Genomic DNA, 17,834 nt, shown 5'->3' with positions numbered 1-17,834 from the left:
ATTTCCCCTCCAAATTTCTTATTTATTTCTATTCGTCAATAGGCTATTTTAGCAGACTTGCAACCCCTTTTGTAAATTAAGTTTACAAAGAATTAACAAAAGAACCACACCCGAATATGCCGGATGTGGTTCTAGAAATATTACTTAACGAATAACGTGGCAATCGCCAAAATGACTGACACACCAATCACAAGTGCTGAAATCGCAATGTGCAAACGACGGTGCATGTTCAAGACAGCAATGTATTCACGAATAAAGGCCGGAATGCGGTAGTAGAATGGCGTCTTACCACCACGACCTTGCGCTTCAATGCCAAACTCACGTGCTTGCAAACCAGCACGGAAGACGTGGTACTCACTCGTAAAGAATTCGAATGATGGTTCAACCACACCCGTTTCCTTACTAATCAAATCACGTGAGAAACGCATGTTTTCACGCGTCGTACGACTTTGATCTTCCAAACGCGTTTGTTCGGCTGGATAACCAAACGTTTCAACCGCGTAATCGCGCATGGCTTGCGCTTCGGAAATCTTTTCGTCGCCACCTTGTCCACCAGAGAACACGATAACTGGGTACTTGCCGTCCTTTTCGAAACGACGCTTACCCGCATCGGTTGCGGCTTGAATACGGTTAGCCAACAACTTACCAACCTTGTGGCCATCAATCAAGCCAGCACCCAAGACAACATAGTAGTCACTCTCATGCTTCTTCATGGCCCAACCGTAAACGATTGATGACACGAAGAAAATCAAGAAGACGACCATGAAGTACAGCGTCATGACACGGGCTGCGGTGAACAACGTGTCCAACCATGCAGGGGCATTGTCCATGATACCGTCAACAATGTTGAACACGGCCATAGCCAAGAACAACAATGGCAACAACAAGTTGGCCAACGTGTGCGATTCTTTACGCCAGATTTGCCATGAGTAGTAAACAACTCCTAGGTCAATCACGATTGAGGCAATCACAAAGATGGCAATAATCATCAAGACAACCCCGGCCATCACAAGTAGGCCCGGGCCACCGACGAAGCTGGCCAACAACATAATTGAAATCAACAAGAAGAACAAGAACACAAGCGTCCAAGTTCCAAGCCACATTGAACGTGGATCATTTTTAACGTTTCGCCAAATCATGTAACCGGCGAGTACGGTAATTAAAACTGAAAGTAATGTAAGTGGGACCATTCGCGGGCTCCTTAATCAACAATATATTTTGCAAAACGCGCAGCTTGCACTGGCGTCAACGTCACATCCATCATCGTACCAGCTTCCACATAGTCGATGCTGTGTACAGATGCTTCTTCATTCAATTCATTTACCAATTGACCTTGGTCAAATGGAATCAACACCTTTACCTCTTGGTGATCCGCAAAGATGTGCTCACGAATAACGTTTACCAACAACTCCAATGAGGAATCATCTTGTGCTGACAACGTCAACGTATCACCTTCACGGTCAGGGAATGATAGTCCTTCAATCTTGTCGGCCTTGTTGTAAATCGTAATCATTGGAATATCTCCAACACCGATTTCCTTCAACGTACGAGCCGTCGTTGACATCATTTCCTTATAGTTTTCATCCGCATAGTCGACTACTTGTATCAACAAGTCCGCTTGCGCAGCTTCAGCCAACGTTGCGCGGAAGGCTGCCACCAAACCGTGGGGCAACTTTGAAACGAATCCAACCGTATCAGACAATAAGAAACTTTGGTTATCAGGCAAATTCAACTTGCGCACTGATGTCTCCAACGTCGCAAACAACATGTCGGCCTGGAAAACTGTCTTTTCTTGGTTCTCGCCAAATTGACGTACCAAGCCGTTCATGAACGTTGACTTACCAGCATTGGTATAACCAACCAAGGCCACGTTCTTGATGCTTTGCCTATCACGACGCGCACGACGCGTTTGATCGTCAGCTTCAACGTCCTTCAATTCAGCACGCAACAATGAAATTTGGTGCTCGATGTGACGACGGTTCATTTCCAACTTCGTTTCACCAGCACCACGGCTAGTAAAGCTACCACCGCCACCACCAGTTTGCTGGTCAAGACGCACGTTCATTGACGTACGTAAACGTGGGAGTTGATATTGCAATTGTGCAATGGCAACTTGCAACTTCGCCACACGCGTCTTAGCACGTGATGCGAAGATGTCCAAAATCAACGCCGTACGATCCATGATGCCGGCGCCCGTACCTGATTCCAAGTTACGGATTTGTGATGGTGACAACTCGTCGTTCGTCACAACCATGTCGGCTTCGTAGTATTCAACGGCTTCCTTAAGTTCTTCAACCTTACCCTTACCAAAGTACGTGGCAGCGTTTGGACGTTCCAACTTTTGGGTCACCGTCCCAACTACTTCCATGTAATTCGCTTCAGCCAAGTTGGCCAACTCGATCATCTCGTAATCGAATTCAGCATTTTGCTTATCTAGTCCCGCAAGAACGACCTTGCGGATTGGATGCAAATCATTTTCTATCATAAATTATCTTTCCTACCAATTAGTTGTCGTATCGTTGTACGCCTTCAACTTCATGTCGTCATCTGAGACTTCCCAAACTGAAATTGAACCATTCAATGGCTTTTCCTTAGCCGTCTCGTGTGAGTCGTACTTATAAACCAAGTTTCGAATCATTGTCCCGTGGGCGACGACCAAAACGTTTTGCCCATCACGTGTGTTTTGACGCAAAATATCCAACCCATTCTCAGCGCGGGCCCAGAACGTGGCTGAATCTTCAGCGTCGTGCGTTGGATCAGCTTCCTTAAACGCATCCATTACTTCGTCTTGCGTCAATTGTGACATCAAGTCACCGTATGACGTGATGTTTTCCAAGCCAATAATACCAGCAATTTGCTCGGCACTTGATGCACTAGGGAGTCCTTCGAAGAAACCGAAGAATTGCTCACGGAATTGTTGCAATTGCTCAGGCGTCTTCAAATCACCACTTTGCGTGTTACGTCCCAAAATAAATTCAGCTGTATGAATAGCACGTTGCAAGTCAGATGAGTAAGCCGCATCAAAACGCACATTACTCAATCGCTCACCAGCCGCAAACCCGTCTGAAATACCCTTATCAGTCAAAGGTGCGTTTCCCCACCCTTGCATACGTTGATATTTATTAAAGTAAGTTTCCCCGTGACGTACTAAATACAAATTAAATGACATTGTTAACCTCTTTCTGGTTGTGCTTGTCCTCGATAATCAGGCATCGACAGCCTTCTAATTGTTACTATTGTACCATTTTTGTTACACTGACCGCAGGCATCAAGGAAATACTAATTATTTGAAATTAGTTTACGAAAAAGTGTTGACTTTAGTGTGGTATATCTGTATAGTTATGTATTGTTGTTAAGACAACAGATGATAATTTTGGCCCAATGGTCAAGTGGTTAAGACGTCGCGTTCTCAGCGCGGAATCCAGGGTTCGATTCCCTGTTGGGCTATTAAGCTCAGGCTTGCTAAATTTATCATCATGGCCCAATGGTCAAGTGGTTAAGACGTCGCGTTCTCAGCGCGGAATCCAGGGTTCGATTCCCTGTTGGGCTATCACTTAAGGCACGGAAGTCGTATGGCTTCCGTGTTTTTTTATTCTTTCATACCAAATAAAGCAGCGACCAGATAACTGATCGCTGCTTTTTCATTGTCTATCTTAAACTTCGCGCCGCTTAAACAGCATCAACGCGATGCCATACAGGACACCACTGTAAATAATCGTTACCAGCCCAACTAAGAAACCATTCATCTGATACTCAGCCATCACGTCTGGCAACCCTGCCATCGCACTCACATAAAAAGCACCCAGTGGCGAATAATCAAGTGGCAAAATACCATGCCCCACAACCACTGCCCCAATTACTTCGAGTAGCAAAATCATCAAAATACCAATGACCACCACTAACAAATCATTGCGGATAAGGTTGGCAACCACAAACATCACACTGACAAACAGAATTGAACTGATGACACTGCCGAATAAGTAGCCAGCAAAGCTACCTAGGTCAACCAACCACGCATGTCCAAACAACAACGATATCAGCAACATCGTGATAAACAGCGCTGCTTGCAATATCACAAACGCGACCGCGACCGTCACTAACTTCGCCACGAATATTTGCTGGCGCGTAAAGTGTTGGGCAAACAACATCTTCATCGTGCCAAACGTAAACTCAGACGTAATCACACGACCCGCGATTCCAAGTAACATCAAATCAGTCACCAACGCCAATGTCCCTGTGAATTCTTGATTCACGAGCAACTTGACCATTTCAGAATGATCCAACGCATTTGCGAGGGCCAACAATAAACCAAGTCCGAATATTGTCAATGGCATCACCCAGGTCGATGTCTTTTTGAAAAACTTCTGCAATTCCAACTTAATCAACATCCCCGACTCCTTGTTGCTTACGACGCGCAATCACATCCGCAAACATCTCTTCTAAGTCTGGATCCACCTTACCGTCAGCGGCCGTCAAAATTTCATCACGCGAAATGACTTCACCACGATCAATAAAGATATAATCGTCAACCAAGTCTTCCAAATCACGGACGGTGTGCGATGAAATCAAAATCGTTTTGCCAGCATCACGCCACTCACGCAAAACAGCCTTAACTTCGGCAACGCTAACCGGATCCATCCCATTCAACGGTTCATCAAGCAACAAGAGGTCTGGATCATTAACCATCGCTAACGCCACCCCAACGCGTTGCTTCATCCCCCACGAATAGGTCTTCACTTTTTTATTAATAAACTCAGCTAAACCAATCTGCGTCACAATCTCACTAATTTTGTCATCAGGTGTCCCCGCGACGTCCGCATACAACTTCAAGTTATCCCAACCTGTCATATATGAATAAAGACCAGGATTCTCAATCAATGCGCCAACCTTAACCAGCGCCTGTCGTTGTTGCATCGTGACCGTTTCACCAGCCACCTGCACTTCGCCAACATCCGGCGCCGTTACGCCAGTAACCACCTTCATTGTCGTTGACTTACCAGCGCCATTCGGACCAACCAAACCAATGATTGTGCCATGCGTTATAGCAAAAGAGACATCACGCAACGCCCGCACACGGCCGAACGACTTATTAATATTCGAAACCTGCAAAATCGGCGTTTCCATGTTGCATCTCCTCCTATCCACAGTTATTAATCATACAACTGACTCAGATGCCTTGCAAAGAAATTGTCATATTATGGTCAAGATTGTAATCTGACAGGCACCCCAATTTTAGATACAATGGAATTAAACAGAAAAAAAGGATAGGTGCCTGAAATGAAGTTCATCTCATGGAATATTGATAGCGTTAATGCGGCCGTTGAACACAAATCAGCGCGTGGCGAAATGACTTGGCAAGTTTTGCAAGATATCGCCGCTGAGCAACCGGACGTACTTGCAATCCAAGAAACAAAGTTGAAGCCAACTGGTTTAACAAAGAAGCAGGCGGCTGCGCTGGATGAACTTTTCCCAGGCTACCACCGCTACCTACGTATGAGCACAGGCCGCTCAGGTTATTCTGGAACAATGATGCTTTCAAAGACGGAGCCAATCGCCGTTGAGATGCCTGAAATTGGCGCTCCTGGCGACATGGACATCGAAGGACGTATTATCACCCTTGAATTCCCTAACGTGTATGTATCAACGGTTTATACGCCAAATTCAGGCAGTGAGTTGGCCCGTCTTGATGAACGCCAAGCTTGGGATGATGCCTACCGTGCATACGTTTCAGCTTTGGACGCTAAGAAGCCGGTTATCTTCTCTGGTGACTTCAACGTCGCCCACCAAGAAATCGACTTGAAGAACCCAAAGACGAACCACAAGAGCGCTGGCTTTACTGACGAAGAACGGTCGAAGTTCAGCGCCTTGTTGGATGCCGGCTTCACTGATGTCTTCCGTCACTTAAACCCTGACCTCGCCGGCGTTTACACGTGGTGGGCTCAGATTTCAAAGACGTCAAAGATTAACAATTCTGGTTGGCGTATTGATTACTACCTCACATCAACTCGTTTGAACGAGCAATTGGCTAACTTCAGCGTCATCGACACCGGCGCGCGCCAAGACCACGCCCCAATTAAGTTGGAAATGACAGACGATTTTGAACTGTAAGCAAATACCGCACCTGAACTTATTTTCAGGTGCGGTATTTTTTAATCATTATCAATCAACGTTGGCGTTAGAACTTCTACATACCCGCGCAACGTACCATCTTGATTGGCATAAACCGAAAAACCAACTTCAATTGGTCCCGCCGAATTATGCGTTTGCTCTGTCATTAAGCCAATCTTGTGTGAGGCACCTTGTTGCACAGCGGTCGTATTATCGTACCCTGCCGGCTGGCCATCATCACCAAATTGCTTCACCAAATCAGCTGCCAGCAACTTCAACTGCTTTTCGCTCGTTAAATCAGCTAGCGTCCAAACGTTACTTGAAGAACCCGGCACATTACCAAAGGTCAAATTATCCTTCTGATCAACATCGGCACCGTAATCAACGTCCGTAATGTGCTGAATCGTCGACCCATCACCATTCGTTTCCTCGGAACCTTGGTTGTAGTACTTCAATTTGCCATCCGTCATCTTAAAAGTTGGCAACGTCTGGAACAAATTGTTGAAATTACCGTGTGGGTCGGTTGCAAAATCACTTGGATTCTCCAACGCCCAACGGATTTCTTGCTTTGCCAAATTCAACGCCACTGAAGAGGCCGACACCTGACTCACATCATAATGCGCACGATAGCTGTTCAATGCATCCAGCGCATAGTCTTGCAGTGAATCCAACGTTCGGTCTGACAATACTTGTCCTAGTTGGTTACCCGCCAAATCAGATTGCTCGCTATGAACCGAAGATGACCCCGGTGCACGATCCAACTTGTACGTAATGGTCTGTGACTTCTTAACCGTCATTGTATCCCCACGTGACATGCGATAGCCGTCTTGTGAAAATGACGGAATAATCAGCTTTGCCCCATAGGTCGCATCATACGTTTTCGTTGCCACGACATCATTGTTATCCGCGTCTACATAACGCAACGTTACTGAATATGTTTCAGGGACATATTTAAATGTAATTAACGTATGACTCTTGATGGTCTGCGTAACTGATGCGGGTGTTGTATAACCCGGAATATCAATTGGCACCAAGGTTTGCTGCTCACCAGGACGAATACTTGCATTACCCTGCGGTGCAATTTCTTTCCCAGTACGCACATCGACATACTTGATCACGACACCACTTTGATTGATGCCACTTGTAAAGCCACTAACGATTCCGTCTTTTCCATCAACGGCGAGTCCCCCCAACGCCAATGATAGTCCGACCAATCCGGCCACTTGCCACTTTTTCAAATCCTTCACCTATACTCTCTCGGGTGTGGGTTTGCCATTGTTTTTCGTTAACGCAAAGTATACAGATTCGCGTTAAGCCCCTGCAACAAAAATGCCCCGGAATTTTCGTCCGAGGCATTGTTTACTATCGCCAACCGTAACTACCGAAGTCGGTAATTAAATCAGAATATGGTCCAAAACAAGTTTCTTCATAGCCCTTAAAAGGCTTCTCTGGCATATCTTTCCCCAAAGACTTCTTTGTTTGCGTGACCGCAATTCTTTCTTCATGTTGCATCGCCAAGCCCCTCCTTTTCGACACCTCTATTTTATCAAAATCCGTTGTTGATTGTTTGTTGGAACCATCTAAATAAAAGCACCCACAAACCATGGCTGTAGTTTGTGGGTGCTATAGATATTGAGTTGTGAGGCGTTAACCTAGATTAGAATTGGTCTGACAACAAAGTGCGGATCTCTTCCAAACGTGGTTGACGTGGGTTACCTGGCGTTGTTTGGTCGTTGTATACCAAGTCAGGCAAAGTCTCCAAAGCCTTGTCAAAGTCAGCCTTTGATACACCGTTTGCTGACAAAGTTGGAACAACTTCTACACCAGCGAACAATTGGTCAATCTTAGCCAACAATGCTTCAACCAATTCAGCATCGTTCTTTCCTTGCAGACCAAGGTAGCGAGCGATATCAGCGTAATCCTTTTGTGCCGTGTAAGTCTCGTAACGTGGGAATGGCGTACGCTTTACGTTTCCAGTAACCGCGTTGAACTTGATGACGTGCTTCATGGCGATTGAGATAGCCAATCCGTGAGGCAAACCGAAGGCACCACCAGTCTTGTGAGCCAAGGCGTGGTTAATTCCCAAGAAGGCGTTGGCAAATGACATACCTGCCAAAGTTGAAGCGTAGTGCATCTTTGAACGTGCTTCTTGACCTTCCTTAGTTGGGTTAGCTGGGTCGTACTTGTATGACGTCTCCAAGTTATCGAAGATCAACTTGATAGCTTGCAAAGCCCATGGACGAGTGAATTCTGAGGCCATAACTGAAACGTATGACTCCAAGGCGTGTGACAAAGCGTCCAAACCTGAGAAGGCAACCGTGCGCTTTGGCACCGTCATAACGAACTCTGGGTCCACGATGGCAACTTGTGGCGTCAACTCGTAGTCAGCCAATGGGTACTTAACGTGCGTCTCATCGTCAGTAATAACGGCGAATGGCGTTACTTCTGAACCAGTTCCTGACGTCGTTGGGATAGCAACCATTTGCGTCAAGTGTTGGTGATCGAACTTCACGATACGCTTACGGATATCCATGAACTTTTGTGCCAACTCGCCGAACAATTCCTTCAAGGCAGCATCGTCGTTCAAGATTCCTTCGTGACCCTCTTCTGCAGAGTACTCGTACAAGAAGCGAGCAATCTTACCAGCGTCAAGAGCTGAACCTCCACCGATCAAGACAACAGTGTCTGGTTGGAATTCTGACATTTGACGGGCGATTTCGATAGCTTGACCGATAGTTGGGTCAGGTTGTACTGAACCGTAGATTGACGTCTTCACTTGGTCTTGGCGCAAAGCAAATTGGTCCAAAATCTTGTCTACGAAGCCGAACTTAACCATTCCTGGGTCGGCAACGATGAAGGCGCGATCAATGTTTGGCAATTCTTGCAAGTACGTGATTGCGTTTGACTCGTAGTAGATGTCCTTTGGCAAACGTACCCATTGTGGGCGGTTACGACGAAGTGCAACCGTCTTGATGTTAAGCAAATCGTAAGTTGACAAGTTGTGTGACAATGAATTCTTCCCCCATGATCCAGTTCCAAGCGTCAATGATGGGCGCATTGCGTCAGTGTAGATATCTCCAACACCACCGATTGAGTCTGGTTGGTTAACCAAGATACGTGATGCTTCAATCTTGTCGGCGTATTCCTTAACGAATGGATCGTCTTGCGCACCGATTTGGATAGCAGCGTTGTGTCCTGCACCTTGGTAGTTCAACAAAGCGCGTACGATTTCGATAGCGTCTTCGCGGTCAGCAGCCTTGTAAACTGACAACAATGGGCTCAACTTTTCTGATGACAAAGCTTCACCGATGTTCTTCTTGTCCAATTCGAACAACAAAACATCCTTGTCTTCTGGCAACTTCAAACCTGCTTGCTCGGCAATCCACTTACCTGACATTCCGGCAACTGGTCCGTTAACACCGAAGCCTTCTGCGTTTGGCTTGAAGACGAAGTTAGCAACCTTCTCGTAGTCCTTCTTAGGCGTCAAGTATGCACCTTGTTCTTGCAACTTGCGCATAACTTCATCATAAACTGGGGCTTCGATAACCAATGAGTTTTCAGTGGCACAGATCATACCGTTGTCAAAACGCTTTGACAAAAGCAAGTCTTCAACAGCGCGGTCGATGTTAGCAGTTGCATCAACGAAGACGGCACCGTTACCAGCTCCAACACCCATTGATGGGTTTCCTGACTTCAAAGCGGCGTTAACCATTGAAGGTCCACCAGTAGCCAAGATTGAAGCAATCTTTGGGTTTTGAATCAAAGTCGTCGTTCCATCTAGTGATGGCTTCTCAATCCATTGAATGAAGTTCTTAGGAGCACCAGCGGCAACGGCTGCATCGTAAACGATCTTAGCAGCGTGTGCTGATGACTTTTGAGCTTGTGGGTGGAAGGCGAAGACAATCGTGTTACGCGTCTTAGCAGCCAACATCGACTTGAAAATAGTCGTTGAAGTTGGGTTAGTCGTAGGCACGATACCAGCCAAGATTCCAAGTGGGGCTGCCAATTCAACCTTACCAGTTACGCGATCTTCTGAGATAACGCCAACCGTCTTATCGTTCTTGATAGCGTTGTAAACAGATTCTGATGCGAAGCGGTTCTTCGTATCCTTATCTTCAACAACACCACGACCAGTTTCATCGTGAGCTTCGTGGGCCAACAACAATGAGTTTTCTGATCCAGCCAATGCCATTGCAGCAACGATCTTATCAACTTGCTCTTGCGTGTACGTTGAGAATTCCTTCAACGCAACTTCAGACTTGTCAACCAATTCTGAAGTCATCTTCTTAGCAGCTTCGAAACGTGCTGCCTTTTCTTCTTCCGTTAGTACCTTCTTCTTAGGTGCATCAGCCATGATTATAACCTCTCAAATATCTTTCAAAAAATTCGTTTGCTCATTTATTAACATACTTAGTATATCATTTCACAAAATGTTGTCAACACCATTTGCCAAAATCGATTATTTTTACCAAACATATGCGTCATACCAACCTTTCTCGTCTCTTTTTTCTACAAGTGAATAATATCACATAAGGCTAATATCGTGCAACCATTTGTTTTATTTTCATGAAAACAAGTGATTTAAAGCTGGAAATGCATGCGTTTTCATATTTTTAAGTAAGCTATCGAAAGTATTGTGAACTACGTAACTAATGGATTTGTACCAATATATACTAGTAAAGAGAAATTTACCGGAGTAAACTTCTCTTTCTCGATTATTAATTCTCATCCAACGCTAGAAATAGATTACCAAGCGTTTATGAACGAAACCTTTAAGCTTTTCGACTAATTATTGCGAGTGTTTGATAAGTTTCTAATCGTTGTACACCAGCAACCGCGACATCGTCATAGTTCGAAATCAGGACATCCCCCGTCACAAAACATTCTGGGATCGAAATCTTAGTTACTTCATTACTAAAGTTGTTCAGCACTAGCAATTGCGTGCCATCAAGATGCCGAATGTAGGCGTACACCTGATCATGTTCTGGTATCCAAGGTTCATAATCACCTTCTGCAATCACGGGTTCCGTCTTACGCAACGTGATGAGCTGCTGATAGAAGGAACGAATACCACCGTTCAACATTTCATCAGCGACGTTGATGTCTTTATAATGCGTGCCGACTTTTAGCCACGGTGTCCCCGTCGTAAAGCCGGCGTTGTCGCTGTCATCCCATTGCATTGGGGTACGTGAATTATCACGTGACTTCTTAGCAACAATCGCAAATGCTTCTTGGGTCGACTTACCTTGTGCTTGCAACATTTCATATGCATGCCAGCTTTCAACATCGACATAATCATTCATGCTATCGAAATCCGGGTCCACCATACCGATTTCTTCACCCATATAGATATAAGGTGTGCCACGATTCAAATGAATGCTGGCCGCCCACATTTTGGCACCGACTTCACGATACTCATCACCGTTAATGAAGCGGTTCAATGCACGTGGTTGATCGTGATTATTCCAGAACCACGCATTCCAACCACCACCTTGCGACATCCCTGCATTCCATTCATGCAACAAATCACGCAATTGCTTGAAGTCAGCTGGCGCATCCGTCCACTTTTGCCCCGTTTCATAATCAACCTTCAAATGATGGAAGTTAAACGTCATCGATAATTCATGGCGGTCAGGTCGCGTGTACATAATGCAGTTTTCGACAGTCGTTGAACTCATCTCACCAACTGTCATGATGCCATCACGTTTTCCAAAGGTTGCAGCATTTAGCTCTTGCAAGTAATCATGCACCACCGGCGTATCAGTGTACTCAGCCTTCCCCTCATTCACGTCGTTATCACGCAACAACTCATCTTTACCAATCACATTAATCACATCAAAGCGTAAGCCAACCGCACCTTTATCCAACCAAAAATTCACCACATCCTGCAGTTCACGACGTACGGCTGGATTGCGCCAATTCAAATCAGCTTGCGTTTCATCATATAGATGCAAGTAATACTTGCCGGTATCTCCGAACGGCGCCCAAGCACTCCCGCCGAACTTGGATGGCCAATTATTTGGTTCATCACGCAAAATGAAATAATCTTGATAGGTTTCGTCACCGGCCAATGCCTTTTGGAACCACTCGTGCTCGGTCGACACGTGATTAAGGACCATATCTAACATCAAGCCCATGTCCTATTCTTGGGCGACTGCAACCAGTTTCTCAAAGTCGGCCATCATCCCAAACCGCGGATCAACCGCCGTATAGTCGGAAATATCATACCCATTATCACGCTGCGGTGAAGGATAGAACGGATTCAGCCAAAGGACATCAACACCCAAATCAGCTAGATAGGGCACCTTTTCAATAATGCCGGGTAAATCACCAACCCCATCGCCATTCGAATCATTGAATGACTTAGGATAAATTTGATAAACCACTTTATCGTGAAAACTCATCACTATGCCCCCTGCGCTGTCTTAAAGACATTCTTCTTTTCAGCAGTCTTGGCAACTTCGGTATCACTATCCTTGAAGCCCCAGAAGTAAACACACAAGAATGACACCGCGATTGTCGCTGCACTACCAGCCCAAAAGGCCCAGAAACTCATATCGATTCCCGTCTTCGGATTGATAAATGATGGGAACCCAATCAAAGATCCAGTGAAGCCCCACATATCAATCTTCATCAAGCCAGCAATGAAGCCACCCACGGCACCACCGATATTGGCCATCCAAAAGACGCGACCGTACTTCAAATTAATACCGTACACAGCTGGCTCGGTAACACCAGCGAAACCAGACAAGGCGCCGGCCAAACCAAGACCCTTTATGTTAGCTTGCTTTGACTTAACGAATACTGCTAATGCACCAGCTGCTTGCGCAATCATTGAGAAGTTAATCAACCCGTTCAATACCGAGTGTCCCGTCGTCGCCAAATCGTTTGAAAGTAGCGGAATGACCATCCAGTGTAAGCCGAAGATTACCAAGCACTGGTACAACCCGCCGATAATCAAACCGGCAACTGCTTCGTTTGCTGTCACCAACAAGTGAATCAGCCACGCCATGCCGGCTGAAATCAATGAAATCACCGGTCCCATCACACACAAGATGACTGCTGTGACGATGAATACTGTGAACAACGGCTGAAAAATTGAACGCAACGACACTGGCAATACCTTCTTAAACCAGTTGCCGACTGGTCGTGCGAGCCATGCCCCAAAAATGATTGGGAAAATTGAATACGTATATTGTGGAATGTGAATTGGCAGTCCGAAGAAATCGGCATTCAGTGGCACCCCGAATAATTCGTTCATCCCCTTCGTTGGTGCGCTCCACAATTCAGCAATCGTTGGGTGAACCAATACACCCGCAATTGCGGCTACCGTAATCGGATCAGACTTCAATTGTTTTGCAGCTGAGAATCCAACCAAGATCGGCAAGAAGTAAAACGCCGCATCACCCATCGCGTTGATGATGGTGTATGTCGTTGAATCCGTATCAATCAAATGGAAGTTAAACGTGAATAGCGTTAGGAACCCTTTCAGAATTCCTGACGCCGCCAACAAGCCAATTACCGGCATCATTGACCCTGTAATCGTCGCAATCAACAGCTTAAAGCCATGCGACACCCAGCCTAGCGTCGTCGTTGGCTTCGGTGCTTGCGTTGTCGTTGTTTCTTCCACATCCGTTTGACCCAAAATTTTGGTCACTTCATCGTAAACATCAGCGACCTCTTGCCCAATAACCACTTGATACTGACCAAGTTGTTCGTTGTAAACCGCTCCAGCCACGCCTGGCATCTCACGAATCGCTTCTGAGTCCGCTTTGGTTTCGTCCTTCAGGTAAAAACGCAAACGCGTAATACAATGAATCACCTTGTTGACGTTCTCCGGCCCACCAACGGCTGCCACAATATCATTCGCTAACGGTCGATAATCTTTTCCCATAACCTCGCTCCCCCTTACTTAGCCTTTGCTGTAGCGATTTCTTCACCAGCATTTGTTGCGGCTTCCTCCTGAAAGACCATCGTCATCGAAGCCAACTTATCAGCCGTATTTGTAATCAAGACCATTGTTGTCTTTGGCAAGCCAGCTGCATCAACTTGCGCCCAGTCAGCTGTCGCAATAACATCGCCGCCTTGCACAACATCACCAACCGACACTGTAATCTTGAATGGGGACCCATCTAGCGACACTGTATCAATTCCCATGTGCAACAGAATCTCTAAACCGTCGGCACGCTTGAACCCCACTGCGTGTCCTTGCACCATTGTCACTTCCCCACTGACTGGTGCAACGATCTCATTTCCAGTCGGTTCGACCGCAAAGCCATCTCCCATCATGCCACCAGCAAAAACCGGATCAGAAACATCTTCTAGCTCAATTACTTGACCCATAACCGGGGTGTATAGTCGTTGATCCAACACTGCTGTTTTCTTCTTCCCAAATCCAAACATCATTTAATCCCCCATACTTATAGTTAGTCATCACTCGACAATTTCGTTATATTGAAACCGCTTACAAATTACCTAAATATTTCGACGGATTTTTTGCCGTTTTTAAAAACTCCTTATCAAAGCCCGCCTAGGTTGGGCTTTTTGGCAAATTAAAAACCGAATTCGACCTGCCATGTGGCAAATGAATTCGGTTTGTTATATACTAAATTTGTGGCGGAGCACCGCAAAGTCACACTTTATTGATGATAAAGATTAGACCACGGCTACCGGCGAAAGTTTCCGTGGTTTTTCTTTTGCCCAAAAATCTTCAGCCTCGGTCTTCGTCTTCGAAGCCGACGTAAATCAGCTCTCTCAACGTAACAAAGGAAAACGAGGATTCCTGGGAATGACAACTGATGCCTCACCAAAACATATAATGCCACTGTTCGCAGCAAAGCATGATGTAACGGCACGTGCGTCATAATGTTTCCGAATAGGAATACAAACAAAATTAAAATTAAAGGATCTTGGAATAAGACCAGTAAATGCGTCATTATGCACCTCTCTTTCGAAATTGAGAAGTGCGACCCCACGGTGCTCCGCAATGGCTCCCGCCACGTCTTTTAGTTTAACCTATAAAACTTTTAACTACAATCAAATTAAAAGTTGCTAAAGAATAATAATTTGGTCGGAATGCGTAAGGATCCATGTTACGATAAATACGCATCATTATGTACCTAGTGTTGATGAAGAATAGACCACGGGTTACCTGCCAAAGTTACCGTGATTTTTCACTACACAAAACAGCCCCCGTATCGGCAATCGCCGACGCGGGGGCTGTTTTCTGCTTATAGCTATTGTTTCTTCGGTAACTTAAATGTCTTGGCCGCCTTCATAATGATACTCGTGATATCACCCGGCGTTACCTTTTCGCCTGATTCCAGTTCGTTCACAATGGCCCAGCCGATTGCTTCGGTTAATCCGACCGCTGTCGCCATTGAGATTGCTGCACCGGTTGTCGTGCCGATACCAGGGATAAACTTCAACGCGTTCCCCACGACGCCACGACCAAATGACGTCGCAGCGACTGCCCAGACAGCCCCACGTACAGCACCTTCCATCACCTTTTGATCATACGCCTTGAACAAAGACGTAATCATCGTGACTTGAATCGGCACAAGCAACGTCGCATCCGTGAACGGAATTGGTGACAAGGCCACCGCACCAGCTGCGCCTGATGCTGAGTGAATAATGTTTTTTGCTTTTTCATTTGGTGTCATAATTCCACCTCCATACGGTTATTATACCTAATCGCGATAAATTAAAAACCGAATTCGACCTGCCACTTGGGCAAAGTCGAATTCGGTTTTTTCATAATCATTACCAGATCATCACACGGTCTTCTGGCGCGCGGTACATCTTGTCAGATGGTTGCACATCAAATGTCGTGTAGAAGTCATCGAAGTTAGAAACCGTCACGTTAACACGGAACTTAGCTGGTCCGTGGACGTCTGAGGCAGCCAACAATTGCATGATTTCTGGACGGGCCTTTTGACGCCAGATAGTTGCCCAGCTCTCAAAGAAGTCCTTCGCTGAGAAATCATCATCGCGCTTTGCGGCAGCCAAAGCAGCAGCCACACCGCCCAAGTCAGCCACGTTTTCAGAAACCGTTAACTTACCATTAACCTTGGCACCATATGAATCCAAGCCGTCGAACTCATCCACAACCTTTTGCGTACGCTCCTTGAAGGCTTCATAGTCTTCTTCCGTCCACCAGTCGTTCAAGCTACCATTTTCATCAAATGACGCACCGTTTGTGTCAAAGGCGTGTGAAATTTCGTGCGCGATAACTGCACCAATACCACCGTAGTTCGCTGATGAAGATTGGTCCAAGCTGTAGAATGGCGCTTGCAAAATAGCCGCTGGGAACACAATTTGGTTTTGTTGTGGATCGTAGTAAGCATTCACCATGTGAGCTGGCATGTGCCACTCTTCACGGTCAACGGGTTGGTTCCACTTTGACCATTGGTACGCCACCGCTTGGGCACGGAACTTTTCAGCCGTCTCAAACAAATCAGCCCCGTCGTCCACAATCTTATCCTTGTAGCGGTCAGGAAACTTTTCTGGGTAACCAATATGTGGCACAATCGCATCCAACTTCACCACGGCCTTATCACGCGTGGCTTGTTGTAGCCAGTCAGCTGATTGCAAACGTTGCTTGTAGACGTCAATCATCGTCGCAACCTTTTGCTCGACGTCTTGCTTAGCTGCTTCAGAGAACTTCTCACCGGCATACCACAAACCAAGCGCTTGCGTGTATGGTCCGGCAGCCAAGTAGTAAGCAGCCTTTTGCTTGTTCAACGCTTCTGGCGTTCCTGACAACGCACGGCCGTACCCACCACCCAAGACACGAATCTCGTCTGATAGGTAGCTCGTAAAGGCGTTGGCGATACCAACAATCAACGTTGCTTGCAACAATGGCCAAGCTTCTTCAGAGAAGAATTGATCTGATGCAGCCCAGAAACGCTCTTCTGGCACAACAATCATGTCCGGCGTCTGACCAGTCATTGCTTGCAACACATCGTCCATTGGCAATTGCGTCAACGCCGTGAAGTCGGCCCACTTGTATGGGTGGTACAACTTAGCGTATTCGGCAGATTCTTCTTGGCTCAAGACAACCTTGGCAATACGGGCGTCATAAGCAATGTACTTGTCCAACAAGTCCTTGATTTCATCAGCTGAGAAACCAAACTTTGGCAACAAGTCTTCTTGCGCTGCTCGCCACTTGGCCAACAATTCCTTACCTTGCTCGTGATCTTCAGCATAGTAAGTCGTATCTGGCAAAATCGTGCCCAATGCATCGGCCCACAAGACATTCGTACGCGCATCCTTGAAGTCGGGCGCAATACCGATTGGAAAGGCGTTTGGCAAACCTTCCTTTTCCAATTCAATAATGTGGTTCTTGAAGTCCGCAAATGATTCAAACGCTTGGTAGCGCGCAATCAATGGCTTAACCGGCTCTGTGCCCAACGCATCACGGGTCTCCCAATCTGACGTCAAACGGTGGAACTTAATGAAGTTCGTCAAAATGTCATCAGTTGGTGCATCCTTGCCGTCCATCCAAGCATCAGTCGTTTCCAACATCATCTCTTCAATTTCGTCAGCCAAATCGCTGAAGCCACCCGTTCGTGATTTGTCCGCAGGAATCACCGCTTGCGCTTCCCATTCCTCGTTGATTGCATCATAGAAATCATCTTGTACTCGTGTTGCCATGTGCATTACCTCGTTCTTATTATTTCTCACTATTCTAACACTGAACCATGAAATAAGCCCGAAGGATATGC

13 protein-coding genes, 2 tRNA genes and 1 pseudogene are annotated in these 17,834 nt (G+C 46.1%); 3 read left to right on the top strand and 13 right to left on the bottom strand.

The genetic code is table 11. The features are described from left to right. Positions 1-140: 140 nt before the first annotated feature. The 3 genes from C6P11_RS01165 to C6P11_RS01155 are packed head-to-tail and all read right to left on the bottom strand — an operon-like array spanning position 141 to position 3,169. Positions 141-1,190, bottom strand: a complete 1,050-nt coding sequence (locus C6P11_RS01165; protein WP_135518047.1) for a YdcF family protein — start codon at positions 1,188-1,190, stop codon at positions 141-143. A gap of 11 nt (positions 1,191-1,201) precedes the next feature. Continuing rightward, a complete protein-coding gene (hflX, locus tag C6P11_RS01160) occupies positions 1,202-2,485 on the bottom strand; it encodes a GTPase HflX (protein WP_135518046.1) in 1,284 nt (427 codons plus the stop codon). A gap of 12 nt (positions 2,486-2,497) precedes the next feature. Beyond that, on the bottom strand, positions 2,498-3,169 hold the full coding sequence (locus C6P11_RS01155) for a histidine phosphatase family protein (RefSeq protein WP_135518045.1): 672 nt from the start codon (positions 3,167-3,169) through the stop codon (positions 2,498-2,500). A 206-nt stretch (positions 3,170-3,375) separates the two neighbouring features. On the opposite strand from C6P11_RS01155, the gene C6P11_RS01150 reads away from it, so the two are divergent. Together C6P11_RS01150 and C6P11_RS01145 are read left to right on the top strand one after the other, a co-directional pair. Further along, a tRNA-Glu gene (locus tag C6P11_RS01150) sits at positions 3,376-3,447 on the top strand. A gap of 31 nt (positions 3,448-3,478) precedes the next feature. Next, positions 3,479-3,550 (top strand) — tRNA-Glu (locus C6P11_RS01145). 103 nt (positions 3,551-3,653) lie between these two features. On the opposite strand, the gene C6P11_RS01140 is transcribed toward C6P11_RS01145, so the two are convergent. After that, complete coding sequence (locus C6P11_RS01140) at positions 3,654-4,388, bottom strand: ABC transporter permease (RefSeq protein ID WP_135518044.1); 735 nt, start codon at positions 4,386-4,388, stop codon at positions 3,654-3,656. Further along, positions 4,378-5,124 (bottom strand): ABC transporter ATP-binding protein, encoded by a 747-nt coding sequence (locus C6P11_RS01135; protein WP_135518043.1) that lies wholly within the window; start codon positions 5,122-5,124, stop codon positions 4,378-4,380. The genes C6P11_RS01140 and C6P11_RS01135 overlap by 11 nt, the downstream gene beginning before the upstream one ends. Before the next feature lie 153 nt (positions 5,125-5,277). Here C6P11_RS01135 and C6P11_RS01130 point away from each other — a divergent pair, with 153 nt between their 5' ends. After that, positions 5,278-6,108 (top strand): exodeoxyribonuclease III, encoded by an 831-nt coding sequence (locus tag C6P11_RS01130; protein ID WP_135518042.1) that lies wholly within the window; start codon positions 5,278-5,280, stop codon positions 6,106-6,108. A 41-nt stretch (positions 6,109-6,149) separates the two neighbouring features. On the opposite strand, the gene C6P11_RS01125 is transcribed toward C6P11_RS01130, so the two are convergent. The 8 genes and pseudogenes from C6P11_RS01125 to C6P11_RS01095 form a co-directional block, all read right to left on the bottom strand. Next, positions 6,150-7,355, bottom strand: a complete 1,206-nt coding sequence (locus tag C6P11_RS01125; protein WP_245299716.1) for a MucBP domain-containing protein — start codon at positions 7,353-7,355, stop codon at positions 6,150-6,152. A 115-nt stretch (positions 7,356-7,470) separates the two neighbouring features. Continuing rightward, the gene (locus C6P11_RS10865) at positions 7,471-7,620 is read right to left on the bottom strand and encodes a hypothetical protein (protein ID WP_167849504.1); all 150 of its coding nucleotides are present in this window, start codon (positions 7,618-7,620) and stop codon (positions 7,471-7,473) included. Positions 7,621-7,765: 145 nt separating this feature from the next. Continuing rightward, a complete protein-coding gene (gene adhE / locus C6P11_RS01120; RefSeq protein ID WP_135518041.1) occupies positions 7,766-10,462 on the bottom strand; it encodes a bifunctional acetaldehyde-CoA/alcohol dehydrogenase in 2,697 nt (898 codons plus the stop codon). A 418-nt stretch (positions 10,463-10,880) separates the two neighbouring features. Continuing rightward, positions 10,881-12,512, bottom strand: a pseudogene (gene treC / locus C6P11_RS01115) (alpha,alpha-phosphotrehalase). 2 nt (positions 12,513-12,514) lie between these two features. Then, positions 12,515-14,002: a PTS transporter subunit EIIC gene (locus C6P11_RS01110; RefSeq protein ID WP_135518040.1), complete on the bottom strand. Its 1,488-nt coding sequence runs from the start codon at positions 14,000-14,002 to the stop codon at positions 12,515-12,517. Between the two features lie 14 nt (positions 14,003-14,016). Beyond that, positions 14,017-14,511 (bottom strand): PTS sugar transporter subunit IIA, encoded by a 495-nt coding sequence (locus C6P11_RS01105; RefSeq protein ID WP_135518054.1) that lies wholly within the window; start codon positions 14,509-14,511, stop codon positions 14,017-14,019. Between the two features lie 833 nt (positions 14,512-15,344). After that, a complete protein-coding gene (locus tag C6P11_RS01100) occupies positions 15,345-15,770 on the bottom strand; it encodes a DUF697 domain-containing protein (protein ID WP_135518039.1) in 426 nt (141 codons plus the stop codon). A gap of 100 nt (positions 15,771-15,870) precedes the next feature. Continuing rightward, positions 15,871-17,763, bottom strand: coding sequence for a M13 family metallopeptidase (locus C6P11_RS01095; protein WP_135518038.1), 1,893 nt, complete (start codon positions 17,761-17,763; stop codon positions 15,871-15,873). Positions 17,764-17,834: the final 71 nt, after the last annotated feature.

Origin of the sequence: Weissella confusa (genome assembly GCF_004766315.1) — a bacterium.
GTDB classification, from domain to species: Bacteria; Bacillota; Bacilli; order Lactobacillales; family Lactobacillaceae; genus Weissella; species Weissella confusa_A.
This window is presented reverse-complemented; position numbering and strand designations above follow the sequence as displayed.

What these genes read in the sequence shown, in the direction of transcription:
- C6P11_RS01100 (WP_135518039.1), bottom strand. Translation starts at nt 15,770, where the DNA reads ATGACACCAAATGAAAAAGCAAAAAACATTATTCACTCAGCATCAGGC.
- adhE (WP_135518041.1), bottom strand. Translation starts at nt 10,462, where the DNA reads ATGGCTGATGCACCTAAGAAGAAGGTACTAACGGAAGAAGAAAAGGCA.
- C6P11_RS01110 (WP_135518040.1), bottom strand. Translation starts at nt 14,002, where the DNA reads ATGGGAAAAGATTATCGACCGTTAGCGAATGATATTGTGGCAGCCGTT.
- hflX (WP_135518046.1), bottom strand. Translation starts at nt 2,485, where the DNA reads ATGATAGAAAATGATTTGCATCCAATCCGCAAGGTCGTTCTTGCGGGA.
- C6P11_RS10865 (WP_167849504.1), bottom strand. Translation starts at nt 7,620, where the DNA reads ATGCAACATGAAGAAAGAATTGCGGTCACGCAAACAAAGAAGTCTTTG.
- C6P11_RS01130 (WP_135518042.1), top strand. Translation starts at nt 5,278, where the DNA reads ATGAAGTTCATCTCATGGAATATTGATAGCGTTAATGCGGCCGTTGAA.
- C6P11_RS01155 (WP_135518045.1), bottom strand. Translation starts at nt 3,169, where the DNA reads ATGTCATTTAATTTGTATTTAGTACGTCACGGGGAAACTTACTTTAAT.
- C6P11_RS01105 (WP_135518054.1), bottom strand. Translation starts at nt 14,511, where the DNA reads ATGTTTGGATTTGGGAAGAAGAAAACAGCAGTGTTGGATCAACGACTA.
- C6P11_RS01135 (WP_135518043.1), bottom strand. Translation starts at nt 5,124, where the DNA reads ATGGAAACGCCGATTTTGCAGGTTTCGAATATTAATAAGTCGTTCGGC.
- C6P11_RS01165 (WP_135518047.1), bottom strand. Translation starts at nt 1,190, where the DNA reads ATGGTCCCACTTACATTACTTTCAGTTTTAATTACCGTACTCGCCGGT.
- C6P11_RS01095 (WP_135518038.1), bottom strand. Translation starts at nt 17,763, where the DNA reads ATGGCAACACGAGTACAAGATGATTTCTATGATGCAATCAACGAGGAA.
- C6P11_RS01140 (WP_135518044.1), bottom strand. Translation starts at nt 4,388, where the DNA reads ATGTTGATTAAGTTGGAATTGCAGAAGTTTTTCAAAAAGACATCGACC.